Here is a 22,504-nt window from a genome sequence, read left to right as displayed (position 1 = left end):
CCATGAAAAATTAATTAAATCTATGGATTCAGGTAATAAATTATTTCTTTTAGACGCTTATGCATTAATATATCGGGCGTATTACGCCTTTATTAAAAACCCAAGAATCAATTCCAAAGGATTCAACACTTCAGCCATACTGGGTTTTGTGAACACCCTCGAAGAAGTGCTGAAAAAAGAGAATCCCACTCATATAGGAGTAGCCTTCGACCCCGCAGGTCCCACCTTCCGCCACGAAGCTTTTGAACAATATAAAGCACAACGCGAAGAAACTCCGGAGGCAATCCGTCTTTCCGTACCTATTATAAAGGATATTATACGTGCCTACCGCATCCCTATTCTGGAAGTGGCAGGCTACGAAGCCGATGATGTGATAGGTACGCTCGCTACCGAAGCCGGTCGTCAGGGTATCACTACCTATATGATGACTCCCGACAAAGATTACGGGCAGCTGGTAAGTGACAAAGTATTTATGTATCGCCCCAAACACACAGGAGGTTTCGAAGTGATGGGCGTTGAGGAAGTGAAAGCCAAGTTTGACATTCAGTCTCCGGCACAGGTGATCGATATGCTCGGACTAATGGGCGACTCTTCGGATAACATCCCCGGATGTCCCGGAGTAGGAGAAAAGACTGCTCAAAAACTGATCTCCGAATTCGGAAGTATCGAGAATCTATTGGAACATACCGACCAACTGAAAGGAGCATTGAAAACAAAAGTGGAAACTAACCGGGAAATGATTACGTTCTCGAAATTTCTCGCCACCATTAAAATCGATGTCCCCATCCAACTTGAGATGGATTCTCTTGTCCGTGAAGAGGCAGACGAAAATTCACTCCGTAGCATTTTCGAGGAATTAGAATTTAGAACGCTCATTGACCGGGTACTCAAAAAAGATATTTCCGGAAACGGAATAACCTCCGCCACCGCAAGCAAAGTTACCACTGGAAAAAGCGCCCCCTCTCCTCTTCCACTTTTTCCCGAAGAAGGAGGCGGAATGCAAGGCGATTTATTTGCGAATTTCACGCCCGATGAACCGGGTGAAGCAAAAAAATCGAACCTAGAGACGTTAGAATCGCTCACTTACAACTACCAACTCATTGATACAGAGGAGAAAAGACAGGAAATTATTCAAAAGTTACTTACATCAAAAATTCTCTCGTTAGATACGGAAACCACCGGAACCGAACCAATGGATGCCGAATTAGTCGGAATGAGCTTTTCGATTGCAGAAAACGAAGCTTTTTATGTTCCCGTACCATCGGATCAAGACGAAGCGTTAAAAATCGTAAATGAATTCCGTCCGGTCTTCGAAAATGAGAATTCGTTGAAAGTCGGACAAAATATCAAGTACGACATGATTGTTCTTCAAAATTATGGCGCAACAGTAAAAGGTCCGCTTTTCGATACGATGATCGCTCATTATGTTCTTCAACCGGAACTTCGTCACGGCATGGATTATCTTGCGGAAATTTACCTGCACTATCAGACTATCCACATTGACGAACTGATAGGTCCCAAAGGAAAGAATCAGAAAAACATGCGCGATCTCGATCCGAAAGATGTATATCTGTATGCCTGCGAAGATGCAGACGTAACTCTGAAACTGAAAAACGTATTGGAGAAAGAGCTGAAAGAGAATGACGCAGAGCGTTTGTTCTATGATATAGAAATGCCGCTAGTTCCCGTATTGGTTCATATAGAACGGAACGGGGTATTGCTGGATACGGAGGCCCTGAAACAGTCCTCCGCCCATTTCACCGCCCAGATGGAGCAAATCGAAAAAGAGATTTACGAATTGGCCGGTGAGACTTTCAACATCGCTTCGCCCAAGCAAGTCGGTGAGGTACTGTTTGACAAACTGAAGATCATAGAGAAAGCAAAAAAGACTAAGACCGGCCAGTACGTCACCTCGGAAGAAGTACTCGAAAGCCTCCGGCACAAACATCCGGTAGTAGAAAAGATTCTGGAACATCGCGGACTGAAAAAGCTATTGGGCACGTATATCGACGCACTCCCCCAGCTTATCAATCCACGCACAGGAAGGGTGCACACCTCTTTCAACCAGACTGTAACCGCTACGGGACGTCTTAGTTCAAGCAATCCGAACCTGCAAAATATTCCTATCCGAGACGAGAATGGAAAAGAAATCCGCAAGGCTTTCATCCCCGATGAAGGCTGCCTCTTCTTCTCTGCCGACTATTCGCAAATCGAATTGCGCATCATGGCACACCTTAGCGAGGATAAGAATATGATTGATGCTTTCCTTAGCAATCACGATATTCATGCGGCCACTGCTGCCAAAATTTATAAGATCGACCTGAAAGACGTAGGCTCCGATATGCGGCGTAAAGCCAAGACTGCCAATTTCGGTATCATCTATGGCATATCCGTATTCGGTCTTGCCGAACGAATGAATGTAGACCGCAAAGAAGCCAAAGAGTTAATCGACGGTTATTTTGAAACTTATCCGGGAGTGAAAGCATATATGGATAAAAGTATTCAGGTGGCCCAGGAAAAAGGCTATGTGGAAACGATCTTCCATCGGAAGCGCTTCTTGCCGGACATTAACTCCCGGAATGCCGTTGTACGCGGATATGCGGAACGAAATGCCATCAACGCCCCTATTCAGGGAAGTGCGGCAGATATTATAAAAGTAGCAATGGCACGTATCTATCAACGGTTCCAGGCCGAAGGAATACAAGCCAAAATGATCCTGCAAGTGCATGACGAATTAAATTTCAGCGTTCCTGTCAATGAAAAAGAGCGTGTAGAAGAAATCGTCATCGAAGAAATGGAGAAAGCATACCGCATGCACGTCCCCTTGAAAGCAGATTGCGGATGGGGCAAAAATTGGCTTGAGGCACACTAAACCATCAAGTGAATAAAGGCCACCTCAATCAGGAATTGCTATCTTTTAGACATTAATTACATAGGGAGACTCCATCTTATCCAAAGCCTTCCCTTACAAAATAGAAGCAAGTATGGGTAATAACATTATTTAACTCCATATCCAGAAAGCTAGAAAAAAGATTCCTTTTTCGACGAAGTGATTCATTCTATATCCGGCAAATTGACTGCCGGATATTTTTTTGTCACCAATATTGGCAAAAAGCTAGTTATCACCCACCTCCACTCTTGACATTTTGACAATCTTTTATCTTCAAAAATGCATAAATACCAAATTAATATGTAGATTTGCAGCGTAAAACCAATGCATTTAGTAGACAAATGAAAGTATAACCCAAAAACTTAAATAGCCATGAAAGCAAAAGTATCTTTAAAAATGTTCGTTTTATCTGCAGCTCTTCTTGTTGTATCGCTTGCTACTTCTGCACGTAGCTACGATAATCAATTGATTTATAATCCAATCGAAGAGAATGGTATGACAGTGGGACAAACCGTTTACAAAATGGATGGAAATACACTTGCCAACTACATGAAGTACAACTACAAGTACGATGACAACAAACGTATGATTGAAAGCGAAGCCTTGAAATGGAACAATAGCAAGGACGCATGGGAAAAAGACCTACGCATCAATTATACTTATGAAGGCAAGACCGTTACTACGAATTATTATAAATGGAACGCTAAAAAACAAGCCTACGTACTGGTACCCGAAATGACCGTTACGATGGATAATACAAATATGTAACATAAACTCTCTCTCATTCTAATATTCTAACAAAAAGATACGCCGCTTCTGCTGAAGAAGTGGCGTATTTCATAATATGAGGTCTACATTACAAAACGAAGAAACGCTCTTGCAGTTCTTTTAGATAACTTCGGGAAATAATCAGATCATTCTTATCGTGAAAAGGCGGATAGAGTTGACAGCATTTACCATCAATCATTGCCAGATAATTAACATTTACAATAGCAGATTGGCTAATCTGTACGAAAGCTTGTGAATAACTGATAATGTCTTCTGCTTTTGTATTCCGCTTCAAGTTCAGACAAGTTTGATTAAACAAGACCACCTGCCATTGACGTTTGTCTTTCAGATATTCAAAAAAGCCGATTTCCTCCAGTCGCAAAAGCTTGAAACCTGTCACTGTGCTAATCATAAACATGCCTTGCTGGGGCATCAATGCACTAATAGAAGAAGCAAAAGAAGGCAAAAGAGGAAGCGAAGTAGAGGTCATAGCCTTCCGGTAACGGTCTATAATTACTTTCAGGTCTTCCGCTTCAAAAGGCTTCAGCAGGAAGTCGAAAGCCGACTCACGCAACGCCTGAAGCAAGTATTTGTCATAAGAGGTGTAAAATACGACCTTCATATCCCACAAAATATCTTCCCTTATTTCACTTAATAGATTGAGTCCCAACGTATCCGGAAGTTCCACATCAAGAAACAATAAGTCCGGATGCAACTCCATAATCATCTTTTTACCCTTTGCACCATTCCCTGCGATTCCTTTTACTTCAAATTCACGATAGGGCTCCAATTCCCGGCGCAAAGCATCAATCGCTGTACGTTCATCGTCAACGATAACTACCTTATACTTATCTTCTGTATCCATCATAAATCATAAGAAAAATGAAACGGGATATATACCGACACTTCCGTACCGGTTTGTCCATCGCTTCTGTTGGTTATATCAAAACGTATTTTATCACTCTTATTCTTTGTATTCAATAATTGAACGGTCTGATACAACACTTTCAATCCTGTACCAGTACCCCGTGTGGCGGAAACCACCTGCGGGAGATACCCTCGTCCGTTGTCGGTAACCGTTATGCGAATCCCATTTGTTTCACGGGAAACATATACCATTAGCTCCTTTTTTCCGTCCTTTCCCGCCAGCCCATGTTTAATTGCATTCTCCACCGGAATTTGCACAATCATAGATGGAATCATGATGCGGGCTGCCTCTAATTCGTCCTCCACCGTAATTGTTGCGACAAAATCTTCTCCAACACGCCCACGTTCCAGTTCGATATATGTACGCACGAAATCCAGTTCGTCTTGCAAAGACACGCTCAATTTCTCGGTAAGTTCGAGGCTACGACGGAGATATTTCACCAGTTCCATCAGATTATGTTTCACCTCTTCCGAGCCGTTAAACTGGTTGATTTCACGTCCCAGTACATTAAAAGTAAAATGAGGAGAAATCCGGCTTCTCAAATTCTCCATGCGGACACGGTTGATTTGCTGGAAGAAACGCTGGCGAAGAAACTCCCTTTTTTTACGCATATACCAGACAACTACCACTACCCCTGCCACAAGCAACACGCAGACAAGTACCCAGATAGATACGCTCAATTTGAGCACTCTCATCTCTGCCGCCTGCCGCTGAATCTTCATTTCCTTACGAAGCACTATCGTATCCTGCCGGTAACGCATATCCAATTCGGCAACACGCATCTGTATCCGTTCGCTCCGAATGGAATCGTCCAGATGGCGATCGCGTTTCAGGTATTCATAGGCACGACGGTAATCACCGGTATGCTCAAAATAATGTTGCAGATACTGATTGCGTATAGTCAGCATATTGGCGTCAAGATGCCCCACAGGAGCAGTCCGGGCAATCATAGTCTTCGCTTGGGCTATATTTCCTTTCTTTAATGCCAGTTCAATCATCTGGGTTTCAATGTAATGAACGGCCGAATTATGCTGTATATCGGAGAAAAAACGATAACTTTCGTCCAGACAGATCTGTGCGGAGTCCAGTTTGTCAGTCAACAAATACAATTCTCCCAGGTTTACTTTGATAAAATTCTGTTCAAATACCATCTGCGGATAAGAAGATACGAGTGCATTGGCCTTGCGCATATATTTCAAAGCCTCCTGATAGTCTTTCCGGTAATAATAATGGTTGCCGCGATTGTTGAGATAAGTCCATTGCTCGCTCACATTCATTTCATTGAAAAACTGTCCGGCCAATTCATAGTAATGATTGGATAAATCGAAATCACGCAGTTCCATGTAAGTCTGCCCCAATCCGTAGTAAACAGGAAATTTCGTGTGCTCGGACAAGTTCAAAGAATCGCAGAGAAAGAGGGCGCGCCGGTAATACGAAGCAGTGTGCGCCAAGTCACTGCGATGCAGATAGGCATCAGCGATATTGATACAAATATCCGGAAGCAGATGCAGTTTTTTTCCTTTCAGGCGATATCCGTAGGCTTTCTTATAGTCGATAATTGCAGAATCGGGACGGTTCAGCTGCATCCACACATTGCCTTCGATATTATAGACATCGGACAATACATCATTCCATCGTGGAGATTGGAGAGATTCAGAAGATTGGGAAGCATTGCGGGAAAATTCTTTTACCCGGCGGTTGTAATAGAGTATAGAATCAAAATCGGAAGAGACAAAAAATGTTTTCCCGTAAAGGGCGAGCAGACGATAATAAACCAGGGAATCTTGCGTCTGCGTCAGTGCCTCAAGCAGTTGTGAGCGGGAATAATGCACATTGGAAAACAACGAATCCTGCACACGAACTTCCAAAGAATCAACCAAAACCTGTTCGCACGAAGAGCTATTGTGATGTCTATCAGCGTATCCGCAACTTAACAACACCAACAGTCCCAACAGCGCAAATAGTCTCATAGCAGTCCTCTGATTCATCAGTCCCCTTTATATATGTCATGTTTTGAATGTGACAAAAATACATTATTTATCCTGAATCCCAGCGAATTTTATTATTTTTTTTAATACCTTTGTCCCCATATAAATATGAGCAACTGACCTAATGAGTCCACTGAACTTCACCCACATTTTGACACAGGCAGTCGATGAGCTATCGGAAAGCGAATCTTATAAAGGACTGTTTCATCAGCACAAAGATGGCGAACCACTGCCCTCTGCAAAAGTCTTGTATGAAATTATTGAGCTTTCACGCTCCATTCTTTTCCCCGGATATTACGGAAATTCTACGATTAACAGCCGGACTATCAATTATCACATCGGTGTAAACATTGAAAAATTGTTTGATTTACTTTGTGAGCAAATCCTGGCCGGATTATGTTTTAGTACTTCCATAGAGGGGAAATGTAACGTCTGCTCCGACTCGAAACGGGAAGAAGCTGCGCGTCTTGCCGCTAAATTCATCAGTAAGTTACCTGCCATGAGAAGGATACTGGCAACAGATGTGGAAGCCGCCTACAACGGTGACCCGGCTGCCGAAAGCTACGGAGAGGTCATATTCTGTTATCCGGCCATTAAAGCGATCAGCAATTACCGTATCGCGCATGAATTGCTGGAACTGGGTGTTCCTCTGATTCCCCGTATCATCACGGAGATGGCGCATAGCGAAACGGGAATCGATATCCACCCGGCCGCCAAGATTGGCACTCACTTCACCATCGACCATGGAACGGGTGTCGTAATCGGTGCCACGAGTATCATCGGAAACAACGTCAAACTATATCAGGGTGTCACACTGGGAGCCAAGAGTTTCCCGCTGGATGCCGACGGAAAACCAATCAAGGGAATCCCCCGCCATCCGATCTTGGAAGACAATGTGATTGTTTATTCCAATGCCACTATCCTGGGAAGAATCACCATCGGGCGTGATGCAACCGTAGGCGGTAATATCTGGGTAACGGAAAACGTGCCCGCAGGAGCAAGAATCGTACAAACTAAAGCAAAAAAATAAAATCAAAAAAATCTATATGAGCGAACAATTCGAGATGATAGCCAAGACTTTCCAAGGACTGGAAGAGATACTTGCAGAAGAACTGACAGCATTAGGAGCCAACGACATTCAAATAGGACGTCGTATGGTTTCATTTACAGGAGATAAACGTATGATGTACAAGGCAAATTTCTGCCTACGCACCGCCATCCGTATCCTGAAACCCATCAAGAACTTTACGGCCAAAGATGCTGACGAGGTTTACAATCAAATACAGGCTATTCCATGGGAAGAATATCTCGATGTGAACAAGACATTTGCTATCGACGCAGTAGTATTCAGTGAGGAGTTCCGCCATTCGAAATTCGTTTCGTACAAGGTGAAAGATGCGATTGTGGACTACTTCCGCGAGAAAACGGGTAAACGTCCGTCGGTACGCATCAACAATCCGGATGTACTTCTGAACATTCATATTGCACAGACTACCTGTACTTTGTCTTTGGACTCGTCCGGAGAATCACTTCACCGCCGCGGTTATCGCCAGGAAGCGGTAGAAGCTCCGTTGAATGAGGTATTGGCTGCCGGCATGATTTTAATGACCGGATGGCGTGGAGAATGTGATCTGATCGATCCGATGTGTGGTTCGGGCACGATCCCTATAGAAGCCGCACTGATCGCTAAGAATATCGCTCCGGGAGTATTCCGCAAAGGATTTGCTTTCGAAAAATGGGTGGATTTCGATGCGGATATGTTCGATGAGATTTACAATGACGACAGTCAGGAGCGTGAATTTACTCATAAGATTTATGGGTATGACAACAATCCGAAAGCGAATGAAATTGCTACTCACAATATAAAAGCTGCCGGTGTATCGAAAGATATCGTGCTGAAACTGCAACCGTTCCAGCAGTTCGAACAGCCGCAGGAGAAGTCGATTATCATCACCAATCCTCCTTATGGGGAACGTATCTCTACGAATGATTTGCTCGGTCTTTACCAGATGATCGGCGAACGCCTGAAACACGCATTTGTAGGAAACGAAGCATGGGTGCTTTCTTATCGGGAAGAGTGTTTCGACCAGATTGGCTTGAAGGCAAGCCAGAAGGTTCCTTTGTTCAATGGACCGTTAGAGTGTGAATTCCGCAAATATGAGATTTTTGACGGAAAATATAAAGAGTTCAAGAGCCAGGAAGAGGGCGAAGAGAAGAAAGAGGGTGAAGGTGAACAGGCTCCAAGATTCAGAGAAAAAAAAGAGTTTAAGCCACGTCGCGAAGGTGAATTCAAACCACGCCGGGATGGTGAGTCCAGACCTCGCAGAGAGGGAGAATACAAGCCACGCAGAGAAGGTAGCGACTTCAAAGGCGGCGACAGAGATAGAAAGCCACGGGGAGAATTCCGCGGAGGAAGAGATTCGAGAGGGCCAAGAGAATTTAGGGGGAACCGGGAGCCGAGGATTCCGAAGAAGGAAGAGGAATAATTGATTCATAATTAAGAACAATCCACAACACCATATATCTACTAACGCACTGATACTCAATATGATATCGCAATTTGCGACCTCAAGTTTGAACAACAATAATGTTAAGTAATAGGCGTAGATAGTAAACCAAAAAGTTAGACTAGAAAATGAATGAATTAGTCATTATAGAAAATAAGATATATGAAATCAGGGGACAAAAGGTTATGCTTGACTTTGATTTGGCAGAAATGTATGAGATTGAAACAAAGAACCTGAAACGAACAGTAAAAAGGAATATAAATCGTTTTCCTGCGGATTTTATGTTTCAGCTTACAAAATCAGAAGCTAACTTACTGATAAACAATATAAGGTGCCAAAATGGCACCTTAGAAATAAACTGGTTTAGATATCAGCCCTATGCCTTTACCGAACAAGGAGTCGCAATGCTATCAGGTCTTTTAAATAGTGAAAAAGCCATCGAAGTCAACATCAACATCATGCGAGCCTTCGTCCACATGCGCCAATACCTGCTCTCCCATGCACCCAAACAGGAATTGGAAGAATTGAGGAAAAGGATTGAATACTTGGAAGAGGACATATCCTCCGACAGAGAAAGCTACGAGAAGCAATTTGACGACCTATTCACCGCTTTTGCCAAATTGAGTGCTGCCATTCAAATAAAGCAGACTCCTTTGGACAGAGTAAAAATAGAAGGATTTAAAAACAAATAATAAAGAAAAGAGCAATGAGTAAAATTGGAAAAAGAGCCATTCTGTTATTATTGGCACTACCAATCGGATTCAATGTTATGGCACAAGAAACCAAAAAACCGACGCTGGAAGAACTGATTCCGGGCGGCGAGAGTTACCGCTATGCAGAAAACCTGTACGGGTTGCAATGGTGGGGCGACGAATGTATCAAGCCAGGAGTAGATACCCTTTATTCAATTCAACCCAAAACCGGGAAAGAAACAATGGTTATCACTCGCGAGCAAATCAACAAAGTGCTTGAAGAAAACAAGGCAGGGAAGTTATCGCATCTGTATTCCGTCCGTTTCCCATGGGCAGACAAGCCACAAATGCTATTCACGATAGCAGGAAAGTTCATTGTATATGATTTCAAGAGCAATCAGGTTGTCAGCACTTTCAAACCAAAGGACGGGGCGAATAATGAGGACTATTGCGCAGCCAGTGGAAATGTGGCTTACACGATAGATAATAATCTATATGTGAATGAGAAAGCAGTAACCAATGAACCCGAAGGCATCGTTTGTGGACAAACAGTGCATCGCAATGAATTCGGTATCAACAAAGGAACTTTCTGGAGTCCGAAAGGTAACCTGCTCGCTTTCTACCGTATGGATGAAAGCATGGTGACACAATACCCGCTTGTAGACATCACTGCGCGCGTAGGCGAAGTGAACAATGTACGCTATCCGATGGCAGGAATGACGAGCCATCAGGTAAAAGTAGGGATTTACAACCCCGCTACCGGCAAAAGCATTTATCTGAATGCAGGCGATCCGACAGACCGTTATTTCACCAATATCAGCTGGGCACCGGATGAAAAGAGCCTCTACCTGATCGAAGTAAACCGCGATCAGAATCATGCCAAACTCTGCCAGTACAATGCAGAAACAGGAGAACCCATGGGAGTTCTCTATGAAGAAATGCACCCTAAATACGTTGAGCCGCAAAACCCCATCGTATTTCTGCCGTGGGACCCTACCAAGTTCATCTATCAAAGTCAGCGTGACGGCTACAATCATCTTTATCTCTTTGAGGCAGATGCAGCAAACAAGAAAGGTGAAACCTATAATAGCGCCAACGGTGGCAGTTATTTCCAAGCCGGTAAAGTGAAACAGTTGACCAAAGGTAACTGGCTGGTCAGCGAAATTCTGGGATTCAACACAAAGCGTAAAGAGATCATCTTCACTGCCGTAGAAGGTTTGAGAAGTGGACATTTTGCAGTAAACGTAAGCAATGGCAAAATAAGCCAGCCGTTCGAAAATTGCAAGGAGAGCGAACATAGCGGAGCACTTAGTGCTTCCGGTACATACCTTATCGACCGTTATTCCACCAAAGACCAACCCCGCGTCATCAACCTGGTAGACACCAAAAACTTCAAAGAAACAGTCAACCTGCTGACAGCTGAAAATCCTTACGACGGATACCAGATGCCAAGCATCGAAACCGGAACAATCAAAGCGGCAGACGGCACTACCGACCTGCATTACCGCCTGATGAAGCCGGCAAACTTCGATCCGGCTAAGAAATATCCCGTCATCGTATACGTCTACGGAGGTCCTCACGCGCAATGCGTCACCGGAGGATGGCAGAACGGCGCACGCGGATGGGACACCTACATGGCAGGCAAAGGCTATATCATGTTCACCATCGACAATCGCGGTAGCAGCAACCGCGGACTAACATTTGAAAATGCCACCTTCCGCCGTCTCGGTATCGAAGAAGGCAAAGACCAGGTGAAAGGTGTTGAATTCCTGAAATCCCTCCCCTACATAGACAGCGAACGCATCGGCGTACACGGATGGAGTTTCGGAGGCCACATGACTACCGCCCTGATGCTCCGTTACCCGGAGATATTCAAAGTAGGCGTTGCCGGAGGTCCGGTAATCGACTGGGGTTACTATGAAATAATGTACGGCGAACGCTATATGGACACACCGGAAAGCAATCCGGAAGGCTACAAAGAATGTAACCTGAAGAATCTTGCCGGCCAACTGAAAGGTCACCTGCTGATTATTCACGACGATCATGACGATACCTGCGTGCCACAGCACACCCTGTCGTTTATGAAAGCCTGTGTAGATGCCCGCACTTATCCCGACCTGTTTATCTACCCGTGCCACAAGCACAACGTAGCAGGCCGTGACCGTGTACATCTGCACGAGAAAATCACCCGGTACTTTGAGCAGAATTTATAAAACCTGCAAAGTCCACCGCATCCATACGAATCATATATAACAGTATAACTTATAATAGCACAAAGATGAAGATATTATTACTAGGCTCGGGCGGCCGCGAACATGCACTGGCATGGAAAATTGCCCAAAGTCCGAAAGTTGAAAAACTGTACATTGCTCCGGGAAATGCCGGAACAACTGCCGTAGGCGAGAATGTCAACATCAAAGCAACTGATTTTGAAGCCATCAGCGCTTTCGCTCTGAAAGAGAACATTCAAATGGTAGTAGTAGGCCCCGAAGATCCGTTGGTAAAAGGAATCTACGACTACTTCCAGAACCGTCCGGAGCTAAAGCATATCGCCGTTATCGGCCCTTCGGCTCAAGGAGCAGAACTGGAAGGAAGCAAGGAGTTTGCCAAAGGCTTCATGATGCGCCACAACATCCCGACAGCCCGCTACAAAAGCATCACTTCCGCAAACCTCGAAGAAGGTCTTGCTTTCCTCGAAACGCTGGAAGCTCCCTATGTATTGAAGGCTGATGGTCTTTGTGCCGGAAAAGGAGTTCTCATCCTCCCTACGCTAGACGAAGCGAAGAAGGAATTGAAAGAAATGCTGGGTGGCATGTTCGGCTCTGCATCGGCAACTGTTGTAATCGAAGAGTTCCTAAGCGGTATCGAATGTTCTGTATTCGTACTGACAGACGGAGAACACTATAAAGTCCTCCCCGTAGCCAAAGATTACAAACGCATCGGTGAAGGCGATAAAGGACTGAATACAGGCGGTATGGGTAGCGTAACCCCCGTCCCGTTTGCCGATGAAGTGTATATGGAGAAAGTTCGCACCCGCATCATTGAGCCGACCATCAACGGCCTGAAAGAAGAAAATATCACCTACAAAGGCTTCATCTTCCTCGGTCTCATCAAGGTGAAAGGTGAACCGATGGTGATCGAATACAACGTCCGCATGGGCGACCCGGAAACAGAAAGCGTGATGCTTCGCATTCAAAGCGACTTCGTAGAACTGCTTGAAGGCACTGCCGCAGGCAACCTGAACGAAAAAACACTGGTGATGGACCCGCGTTCGGCAGGCTGTGTCATCCTTGTCAGCGGAGGTTATCCCGAAGCCTACGAAAAAGGATTCCCTATCAGCGGACTGGAACAGGCTGCCGCTACCGACAGCATCATTTTCCATGCCGGAACAGCAATGAAAGACGGACAAGTAGTGACGAACGGAGGACGTGTGATTGCCGTTTGCTCTTACGGTGCAACGAAAGAAGAGGCACTGGCACAGAGCTACAAAGTGGCAGACATGATCGACTTCGACAAGAAGTATTTCCGCCGCGATATCGGATTCGATTTGTAATTCAAGTTTCGCACGCAAGTAGCCCTATTCCGCATAGCGTTGAACATCATTGACTTGTCAAGCATTAATAGCTGAGTTATCAAGTATTAATAGTTTAGACGACAATTGTTAATACTTGAGGAATCAAGTATTAACAGCTGACAGGATGGTTGTCAACATCGAGCATGCAGGATATTAATATCCAGAATATCAACCGAATGTACCTATAGTATCAAGAGATAACAAGTAATAAACTCATGAGAAATAAAAGACTACAAAGTCAAGTGACGGCAGGACGGTGGACCCTGCCTGCCGTTATCTTTATCTGCGCCCTGTGCTGGGTGTTGACTTACTTTTTATTTCCCAATTCCATAGCCTCAACCGTACTCGAAGGCAGCCCTTCTGCCTGGCAACCCACCCGTGATTTTCTGCTTCCGGGATGGGCAGACCGGATTGTCAGCTTCCTGATTTATGCAACCATCGGCTACTTTCTGATAGAGTTGAACAATCAGTTCAGCATTATCCGTATGAGGGCATCCATGCAGACGGCTATCTATTTCCTGCTGGTCACCGTCTGCCCGAAAATGCATTTCCTATATACAGGAGATATTGTTGCCCTAGGCTTTCTCATTTCCATTTATTTTCTGTTTAAAAGCTACCAGCAAACTCAAGCTGCGGGTTATTTATTCTATTCCTTCTTCTTTATCGGAGCAGGAAGTATTCTGTTCCCACAGTTCACCATCCTCTCGGTGCTTTGGTTGCTCGAAGCCTACCGTTTCCAGTCGCTCACTCCGCGTAGTTTCTGCGGTGCGCTGCTCGGATGGATGCTGCCATACTGGATGTTGTTCGGACACGCCTTCTTCTACAACGAGATGGAGTTGTTCTACCGCCCTTTCAATCAGCTACTAACTTTCGGGGAATTCTTCAACCTGCAAATCCTCCAGCCTTGGGAACTGGCAATACTCGGCTATCTGTTGGTGATGTTCATCGTCAGTGCCGTCCATTGCATCGCCGCCGGATTTGAGGATAAGATACGCACACGCGCCTATCTCCAATTCTTGATAGACCTGACGATTTTCCTGTTCCTGCTGATTGCCCTGCAACCGATATATTGCAGTGCCCTATTGCCTTTGCTTATCATAAGCAACAGCATCCTGATCGGACATTTCTTTGTACTGACCAATAGTAAAAGTTCGAATGTGTTTTTCATCCTTTCATTGGTCGGTCTCATCCTCTTATTCGCTTTTAATATATGGACGCTTTTATAGATTCAACGATACAACTCCTCATAGAATGGGGACTCCCGGGATTATTCATCTCGGCTTTACTGGCTGGGAGCATCGTGCCTTTCAGTTCCGAACTGGTACTGGTGGCACTGGTGAAACTCGGCCTGCCCCCGATAGCCTGTCTGATCTCCGCCACTTTGGGCAACACAGTAGGCGGAATGACCTGCTACTACATGGGGCGTCTGGGCAAAATCAGCTGGATTGAGAAATATTTCAAGGTAAAGAAAGAGAAAGTAGACAAAATGGTGAAATTCCTGCAAGGAAAAGGAGCATTGATGGCCTTCTTCACCTTTCTTCCCGCCATTGGGGAAGTGATAGCCATTGCACTGGGATTTATGCGAAGCAACACATGGCTCACCATCGTTTCCATGTTTGTCGGCAAACTGATACGCTATATCCTCCTCCTGTATGCACTCGAAAGTGCCTGGGATGCTATAGCAGGATAGGAAATAAGTATTAGGTATTAAGTATAAAGTATTAGACGTTAGACAGTAAGTATTAGAGATTGTATGATGAAAAGGATTATTGAGAAAACCGACGACGGGAGCGCTACCCTGTTTGTTCCGGAATTGAATGAACATTATCATTCAACGAAAGGGGCACGCACGGAGTCTCAACATATTTTCATCGATATGGGACTTAAAGCCTCTTCCGCTACTACTCCGCGTATTCTTGAAATCGGCTTCGGGACAGGGCTAAACGCCTGGCTCACCCTGGAAGAAGCAGAAAGAAGCGGACGAAATATACACTATACAGGATTGGAACTCTATCCGCTGGAATGGCAGACGATAGAGCAACTAGGATATATCTCCAATGATGAACAATTAACAACGACCGACCGGCAACAACCGGCCATCGAATTGTTTAAGCAACTTCATACATCACCTTGGGAGAAAGACGTGCAACTCACTCCACACTTCACCCTACAGAAAGTAGAGACAGACGTTAATAAATGGGTTGAAAACAGAGAACAGACAATAAGCAATGTCAATGATAGCGTAACCAACGCTGAATCACCTGCCCTGAATCCTTCATTTAACCTCATTTACTTCGATGCCTTTGCACCGGAAAAGCAGCCGGAAATGTGGTCGCAAGAACTATTCAACCGCCTCTACGTTTTATTAGATAGAGACGGCATCCTGACCACTTACTGCGCCAAAGGTGTCGTCCGCCGGATGTTACAGACAGCCGGATTCACAGTAGAACGCCTGCCCGGACCTCCGGGTGGTAAACGGGAAATATTACGGGCCCGGAAATAAGAATAGGAACAAGATAAGAAAGAAACCCCGAAATAGAAGAAGTCATGAAAAAACAACTAAAAGATATGAGAACCCTTTTCCTCCTTAGTGCCTGCCTCCTAATGGCAGCCTGCACAGGACGCTCTTCCCAAGCAGGCAACGATGACGAAGCAAAACCGGTGATTACCGTCACCCTGGAACCGCAACGTTATTTCACGGAAGCTATTGCCGGAGATAAATTTAAAGTAGTCAGCATGGTCCCCAAAGGTTCCAGCCCGGAAACTTATGATCCTGTCCCCCAACAACTTGTTTCTCTGGGAGACAGCAAAGCTTATTTCCGCATCGGATACATCGGCTTCGAACAGACCTGGATGGATCGTTTAATGAACAATACCCCCCATATCCAAGTGTTCGACACCTCCAAAGGGATAGACCTCATACTCAACAATGATGACCACGACCACACCCACGGACATAACAGCCACGACGGACATATCCACGCCGTAGAGCCGCACGTATGGAATTCCACCGGTAATGCTTTAATCATTGCAGGAAACACCTACAAAGCCCTTAGCCAACTGGATAAGGCAAATGAAGTATACTACAGAAACCGTTACGATTCGCTCTGCCAGCGCATCCAGCACACCGACAGCCTGATTCGCCGTCAACTCTCCGTTCCCGAAGCAGCCAAAGCCTTCATGATTTATCATCCGGCCCTCTCCTACTTCGCCCGCGACTACGGATTGCATCAGATTTCCATCGAAGAAGGAGGCAAAGAGCCTTCCCCCGCCCATCTGAAAGCCTTGATAGACCTGTGTCAGGCAGAAGATGTACGCGTTATCTTTGTGCAACCGGAATTTGACAAACGCAATGCGGAAACCATCGCGCAGCAAACCGGAACGAAAGTGATCCCTATCAATCCGCTAAGTTACGACTGGGAAGAAGAAATGCTGAATGTAGCCAAAGCCCTTGCGCCACAGGCTGCAACAAAATAAACGTATAAAGAAAGAACCCATCAAGCCATTTCCAACGATGAAACCAATAATCGAAATAAAGAATCTTTCTGCCGGATATGACGGCCGCACTGTTCTTCACGATGTTAATCTAAGCATCTACGAACGGGATTTTCTAGGTATTATAGGTCCGAACGGAGGCGGCAAAACGACGCTTATAAAGTGCATCCTCGGTCTGTTGAAGCCAACGGGAGGGGAAATTATATTCCATACACCTGAAGAGACCCCTGAAGAGACTTCTGCAAAACCATCTGCCAAAAGTTCCCGGCAAAGTTCTTCCGCAAAATCCTCTCCCCTCCTCGGTTATCTGCCTCAATACAGCACCATAGACCGGAAGTTTCCTATTTCCGTGGAAGAAGTGATTCTATCCGGATTGAGCATACAAAAGTCACTCACTTCCCGATTCACTCCCGAACAGAAGGAGAAAGGCAGACAGATTATTTCCCGCATGGGGCTCGAAGGCCTCGAACACCGTTCTATCGGACAATTAAGCGGCGGACAACTGCAACGTGCCCTGTTGGGACGCGCCATCATCTCCGACCCTGCGGTATTGATTCTCGATGAGCCCAGCACGTATATCGACAAGCGTTTCGAAGCGCGTCTTTATGAGTTATTGGCTGAGATCAATAAAGAGTGTGCCATCATCCTTGTCAGCCATGATATCGGCACTGTGTTGCAGCAGGTGAAATCCATCGCTTGTGTCAACGAAACGCTGGATTACCATCCGGATACAGGCGTCACTACCGAATGGCTGGAAAGGAACTTCAACTGCCCTATCGAGCTATTGGGACACGGTACATTGCCTCACCGGGTTTTAGGAGAGCATCATCACCATCATTAAACATAGACTTTATATAGATATCCGGCTATCTTGTTTTAAAATGTATCTTCCCTCTCTGCTGCCTCCCGGAAGAGTGAAAGAGATAGTAAATCACCCCTTTGTTACTTAATATTTCTTACTTTCTTCCTCATTATCCTTACAAATCACTATCTTTGCGACCTCATAATTTGTTTTTAACGAATAAACTACGATAGTGCTAATGAAACAGTACAGAACCGTAAACAACCTTATGGGTTGGCTTACATTCATCATTGCGGCAACCGTCTACTGCCTGACAATAGAACCAACCGCAAGTTTCTGGGATTGCCCGGAGTTCATAACCACCGGCTATAAACTGGAAGTCGGACACCCGCCCGGCGCACCTTTCTTCATGCTGATGGCGAACCTGTTTACCCAATTTGCTTCCGACGTGACTACCGTTGCTAAAATGGTGAACTACATGAGCGCCCTGATGAGCGGTGCCTGTATCTTGTTCCTTTTCTGGAGCATCACCCATCTGGTACGCAAATTGATTATCACTGACGAAAACAATATCACCAAAGGACAGCTTATCACGATTATGGGTAGCGGACTGGTGGGTGCACTGGTCTATACGTTCAGTGACACATTCTGGTTCTCCGCTGTAGAAGGTGAAGTATATGCCTTCTCCTCCCTGTTTACCGCTGTCGTTTTCTGGTTGATTCTGAAATGGGAAGACGTGGCCGACCAGCCTCATAGCGACCGCTGGATTATCCTCATCGCCTATCTGACGGGATTAAGTATCGGTGTCCACCTGCTGAACCTGCTTTGTCTGCCCGCCATCGTATTGGTATACTACTACAAGAAAACTCCAAACGCTACTGCCAAAGGTTCGTTAATCGCTCTCTGCGGTTCAATGGTGCTCGTTGCTGCTGTGCTATACGGCATCGTACCGGGTATTGTGAAAGTAGGCGGCTGGTTTGAGCTGTTGTTTGTCAACGGACTCGGAATGTCGTTCAATTCAGGTGTAGTGGTTTACATCATCCTGCTTGCAGCCGCTCTAATCTGGGGCGTATACGAAAGCTATACCGAAAAGAGCAAAACACGCATGGCTATCTCCTTTATCCTGACGATTGCTCTACTGGGTATCCCGTTCTACGGACACGGAGCCAGCAGTATCATCATCGGTATTTTGGTGATCGCCGCACTGGGACTTTACCTCGCTCCGAGTGTACAGGCCAAGATCAAAGAGAGATGGCGTATCACCGCCCGCACCATGAACACGGCTTTGCTGTGCACCATGATGATCGTAATCGGATATTCTTCTTATGCACTGATCGTTATCCGTTCTACTGCCAACACTCCGATGGACCAGAACTCACCGGAAGATATATTCACACTGGGCGAATACCTCGGTCGTGAACAATACGGAACCCGCCCGCTTTTCTACGGTCCTGCCTTCTCTTCGAAAGTGGCACTCGATGTAAAAGACGGATATTGCATCCCGCGCCAGTCGGAAGCAGGAAGCAAGTTTGTCCGCAAGGAAAAGACTTCGCCCGACGAAAAAGACTCTTATATCGAACTTCCCGGACGTGTGGAATACGAATATGCACAGAATATGCTTTTCCCGCGTATGTACAGTTCGTCACACGCACCGCTCTACAAACAATGGGTGGACATCAAGGGATATGACGTTCCTTATGACCAGTGTGGAGAAATGGTGATGGTAAACATGCCTACCCAATGGGAAAATATCAAATTCTTCTTCTCCTACCAGTTGAACTTCATGTACTGGCGTTACTTCATGTGGAACTTTGCCGGACGGCAGAATGACATACAGGGTAGCGGAGAAATCGAGCACGGCAATTGGATCACCGGTATTCCGTTTATCGACAACCTGCTGGTAGGTAACCAGGAATTGCTTCCGCAAGATCTCAAAAACAATAAAGGTCATAATGTATTCTACTGTCTGCCGCTGATTCTCGGTTTGATCGGACTCTTCTGGCAGGCTTACCATAGCCAGCGAGGCATCCAGCAATTCTGGGTGGTATTCTTCCTGTTCTTTATGACAGGTATCGCTATCGTACTCTACCTCAACCAAACTCCTGCGCAACCCCGTGAACGAGACTATGCGTATGCCGGTTCGTTCTACGCCTTTGCTATCTGGGTAGGTATGGGAGTGGCAGGCATCATCCGTATGTTGCGGGATTATGCCAAGATGCAGGAACTTCCGGCAGCCGTTCTGGCTTCTGTTCTCTGTTTGTTCGTCCCCATCCAGATGGCGGGACAGACATGGGATGACCACGACCGCAGCGGACGCTTCGTTGCCCGCGACTTCGGACAGAACTACCTGATGACTTTGCAGGAAGAAGGCAACCCGATTATCTACACCAATGGTGATAACGACACCTTCCCATTGTGGTACAATCAGGAAACGGAAGGTTTCCGCACGGATGCCCGTACCTGTAACTTAAGTTACCTGCAAACCGACTGGTATATCGACCAGATGAAACGTCCGGCCTACGATTCTCCGTCACTCCCTATCACTTGGGACCGTGTGGAATACGTGGAAGGACAAAACGAATATATCTCTATCCGTCCGGAAATGAAGGCTCTCATCGACAGCTATTTCAAACAGGCAAACGAACTGGCTGCACAGGGAGACACTACCATATTGTCACTCGTTCACTCCATCTTCGGTGAGAATCCTTATGAACTGAAGGAAATCATCAACCGCTGGATGCTTGGCAAGAACGACCAATTGAAAGAACTTCTCAAAAAGACAGGAAAAGAAATACAGCTCCCGCTCATCCCTACGGACAGCATCGTCATGAAGATAGATAAGGAAGCCGTACGCCGCTCCGGCATGAAGATTCCGGAAGCTCTGGGCGACTCTATCCCCGAATACATGACAATCACCCTTAGAGACGCCAACGGCAACCCGAAACGCGCCCTCTACAAGAGTGAACTGATGATGCTCGAGATGCTTGCCAATGCTAACTGGGAACGACCTATCTATATGGCAATCACCGTAGGAAGCGAAAACCATCTGGGCATGGGCAACCACTTCACACAGGAGGGTCTCGCCTACCGCTTCACTCCGTTCGATACGGACAAGCTGGACAGCAAGATCGACAGTGAAAAGATGTACGACAACCTGATGAACAAGTTCAAGTTCGGCGGTATCGACAAACCGGGTATCTACATTGACGAGAACGTGATGCGCATGTGCTACACGCACCGCCGTATCTTCACGCAACTTGTAGGTCAGCTCATCAAAGAAGGCAAAAAGGACAAAGCACTCGCCGCGCTCGATTACGCTGAAAAGATGATTCCGGCATACAACGTACCGTATGACTGGGCAAACGGCGCCTTCCAAATGGCAGAGTCTTATTATCAACTGGGACAGAACGAGAAAGCCAACAAGATCATCGACGAACTTGCCAACAAGTCGCTCGAATACATGATCTGGTATCTTAGCCTGAACGATAACCAGCTTGCCATCGCCAGCGAAAACTTCGTGTACAACGCCAGCTTGCTTGACGCCGAAGTCCGCTTAATGGAAAAATACAAATCAGAAGAACTCGCAAAACATTACTCAACGCAACTCGATCAACTATACAACGAATACGTAACGAGAATGAAAGGGAAATAAATATCAAGTATTAAGTAATAAGTATTAAGTATTATTCGCAGCTTCCGACATATCTTCCGCACGATATAATACCTAATACTTATTACTTAATACTTATTACTTAATACTTGTTTAACGCAGATTTTCATGTTTATAGAACAACCACCTTGGCTTTTCCGGGCGTTGTATCCACAGGCTATCTTCCGGATGGACCCGAATGAACGGGCAGTCTATCTGACTTTCGATGACGGCCCCATCCCCGAAGTGACTCCCTGGGTACTGGAAATACTGGAAAAGCATCATATTAAAGCTACCTTTTTCATGGTAGGCGACAATATACGCAAACACCCGGATGAATACCGGATGGTGGTAGAGCACGGACACCGCATCGGCAACCATACTTTCAACCACATCCGTGGATTTGAATATTCCAATCCGGATTACCTGGCAAATGCCAGAAAGGTAGATGATATGATTCATTCCGATCTCTTCCGTCCGCCACACGGACATATGGGATTCAGGCAGTATTATACGTTGCGCTATCATTACCGCATTATTATGTGGGATCTCGTGACCCGTGATTACAGTAAACGGATGAGTCCGGAACAAGTGCTGAACAACGTGAAACGCTATGCGCGAAACGGTTCCATCATCACTTTCCACGATTCGCTGAAGTCATGGAACAACGGCAACCTGCAATACGCACTTCCACGCGCTATCGAATTCCTGAAAGAGGAAGGCTATGAATTCAAGGTGTTATAATCTTTGAGAAAACAGAAACTTCGAAAAGAACAGAGCTTCCTGATAAGAAAGGAAGGTTTCTGATGAATAAAAAAAGCTCCCTGACAAGAAGAAAAAATATAAGCCGAGGTATTATACCCCGGCTTTTGTAGTTTAAAGCCCGTTTCGTGCCCAAAATTGAAAGATTCCTCCTCTTTCTTATAAGATGTCAGCGCAACCGCATTTCGCCCGGTAAAGGGCAAAAAGAGGGCAAAACAACCTGCATTCAAAAAGTTTCTGATTCACATTACCCTTTCCAACCGTATTTTTTTATACATTTGCAACGTTCTCTTCCGCAGAAAGCCTTCGGGTGACGGGAGAGAGATGTTTATATTGAGAAGACGTTTACAAGCGTTTGTCATTTGTGTTCAAAACTTCGCAAACTTTGACCTATCGGAATGACGGACAGCAACTAAGACGTCCTCCTGATGTGTATTTATATACATCCG

At 45.6% G+C, this 22,504-nt stretch carries 16 protein-coding genes; 14 read left to right on the top strand and 2 right to left on the bottom strand.

Annotated elements, in window-relative coordinates; translation table 11 throughout:
• Positions 1-22 precede the first annotated feature (22 nt).
• Complete coding sequence (polA, locus tag AB3G73_RS17700) at positions 23-2,872, top strand: DNA polymerase I (protein WP_367745285.1); 2,850 nt, start codon at positions 23-25, stop codon at positions 2,870-2,872.
• 390 nt (positions 2,873-3,262) lie between these two features.
• Positions 3,263-3,658 carry a DUF3836 domain-containing protein gene (locus AB3G73_RS17695; protein ID WP_004296707.1) on the top strand — a complete coding sequence of 132 codons (396 nt, stop codon included), beginning with the start codon at positions 3,263-3,265 and terminating at the stop codon, positions 3,656-3,658.
• A gap of 88 nt (positions 3,659-3,746) precedes the next feature.
• On the opposite strand, the gene AB3G73_RS17690 is transcribed toward AB3G73_RS17695, so the two are convergent.
• Together AB3G73_RS17690 and AB3G73_RS17685 are read right to left on the bottom strand one after the other, a co-directional pair.
• A complete protein-coding gene (locus AB3G73_RS17690; protein WP_148367827.1) occupies positions 3,747-4,526 on the bottom strand; it encodes a LytTR family DNA-binding domain-containing protein in 780 nt (259 codons plus the stop codon).
• Positions 4,523-6,574, bottom strand: coding sequence for a histidine kinase (locus AB3G73_RS17685; protein WP_148367826.1), 2,052 nt, complete (start codon positions 6,572-6,574; stop codon positions 4,523-4,525). The genes AB3G73_RS17690 and AB3G73_RS17685 overlap by 4 nt, the downstream gene beginning before the upstream one ends.
• A gap of 124 nt (positions 6,575-6,698) precedes the next feature.
• Here AB3G73_RS17685 and AB3G73_RS17680 point away from each other — a divergent pair, with 124 nt between their 5' ends.
• The 12 genes from AB3G73_RS17680 (at position 6,699) to AB3G73_RS17625 (ending at position 22,037) form a co-directional block, all read left to right on the top strand.
• Positions 6,699-7,604, top strand: coding sequence for a serine O-acetyltransferase (locus AB3G73_RS17680; protein ID WP_004296704.1), 906 nt, complete (start codon positions 6,699-6,701; stop codon positions 7,602-7,604).
• A 16-nt stretch (positions 7,605-7,620) separates the two neighbouring features.
• Entirely contained in the window at positions 7,621-9,060 is a 1,440-nt protein-coding gene (locus AB3G73_RS17675) for a class I SAM-dependent RNA methyltransferase (protein ID WP_234131742.1), read from the top strand.
• Positions 9,061-9,209: 149 nt separating this feature from the next.
• Positions 9,210-9,773, top strand: coding sequence for an ORF6N domain-containing protein (locus AB3G73_RS17670; protein ID WP_148367824.1), 564 nt, complete (start codon positions 9,210-9,212; stop codon positions 9,771-9,773).
• Positions 9,774-9,787: 14 nt separating this feature from the next.
• Positions 9,788-11,986 carry a DPP IV N-terminal domain-containing protein gene (locus tag AB3G73_RS17665; protein WP_367745284.1) on the top strand — a complete coding sequence of 733 codons (2,199 nt, stop codon included), beginning with the start codon at positions 9,788-9,790 and terminating at the stop codon, positions 11,984-11,986.
• A 65-nt stretch (positions 11,987-12,051) separates the two neighbouring features.
• Complete coding sequence (gene purD / locus AB3G73_RS17660; RefSeq protein WP_298047872.1) at positions 12,052-13,326, top strand: phosphoribosylamine--glycine ligase; 1,275 nt, start codon at positions 12,052-12,054, stop codon at positions 13,324-13,326.
• A gap of 236 nt (positions 13,327-13,562) precedes the next feature.
• The gene (locus AB3G73_RS17655) at positions 13,563-14,573 is read left to right on the top strand and encodes a hypothetical protein (protein ID WP_234131745.1); all 1,011 of its coding nucleotides are present in this window, start codon (positions 13,563-13,565) and stop codon (positions 14,571-14,573) included.
• Positions 14,558-15,037 carry a YqaA family protein gene (locus AB3G73_RS17650; protein WP_004296698.1) on the top strand — a complete coding sequence of 160 codons (480 nt, stop codon included), beginning with the start codon at positions 14,558-14,560 and terminating at the stop codon, positions 15,035-15,037. Before AB3G73_RS17655 ends, AB3G73_RS17650 begins: the two co-directional genes overlap by 16 nt.
• 66 nt (positions 15,038-15,103) lie before the next feature.
• Entirely contained in the window at positions 15,104-15,850 is a 747-nt protein-coding gene (gene mnmD, locus AB3G73_RS17645; protein WP_367745440.1) for a tRNA (5-methylaminomethyl-2-thiouridine)(34)-methyltransferase MnmD, read from the top strand.
• Between the two features lie 44 nt (positions 15,851-15,894).
• Positions 15,895-16,824 carry a metal ABC transporter solute-binding protein, Zn/Mn family gene (locus AB3G73_RS17640; RefSeq protein ID WP_074559799.1) on the top strand — a complete coding sequence of 310 codons (930 nt, stop codon included), beginning with the start codon at positions 15,895-15,897 and terminating at the stop codon, positions 16,822-16,824.
• 37 nt (positions 16,825-16,861) lie between these two features.
• Complete coding sequence (locus AB3G73_RS17635; RefSeq protein ID WP_195649658.1) at positions 16,862-17,683, top strand: metal ABC transporter ATP-binding protein; 822 nt, start codon at positions 16,862-16,864, stop codon at positions 17,681-17,683.
• A 199-nt stretch (positions 17,684-17,882) separates the two neighbouring features.
• Complete coding sequence (locus tag AB3G73_RS17630; protein WP_148367819.1) at positions 17,883-21,296, top strand: DUF2723 domain-containing protein; 3,414 nt, start codon at positions 17,883-17,885, stop codon at positions 21,294-21,296.
• Between the two features lie 126 nt (positions 21,297-21,422).
• Positions 21,423-22,037, top strand: coding sequence for a polysaccharide deacetylase family protein (locus tag AB3G73_RS17625; RefSeq protein WP_148367818.1), 615 nt, complete (start codon positions 21,423-21,425; stop codon positions 22,035-22,037).
• The last annotated feature ends 467 nt before the right edge of the window (positions 22,038-22,504 follow it).

The organism is Bacteroides sp. L008 (genome assembly GCF_040812255.1).
Classification (GTDB): Bacteria; Bacteroidota; Bacteroidia; order Bacteroidales; family Bacteroidaceae; genus Bacteroides; species Bacteroides vicugnae.
This window is presented reverse-complemented; position numbering and strand designations above follow the sequence as displayed.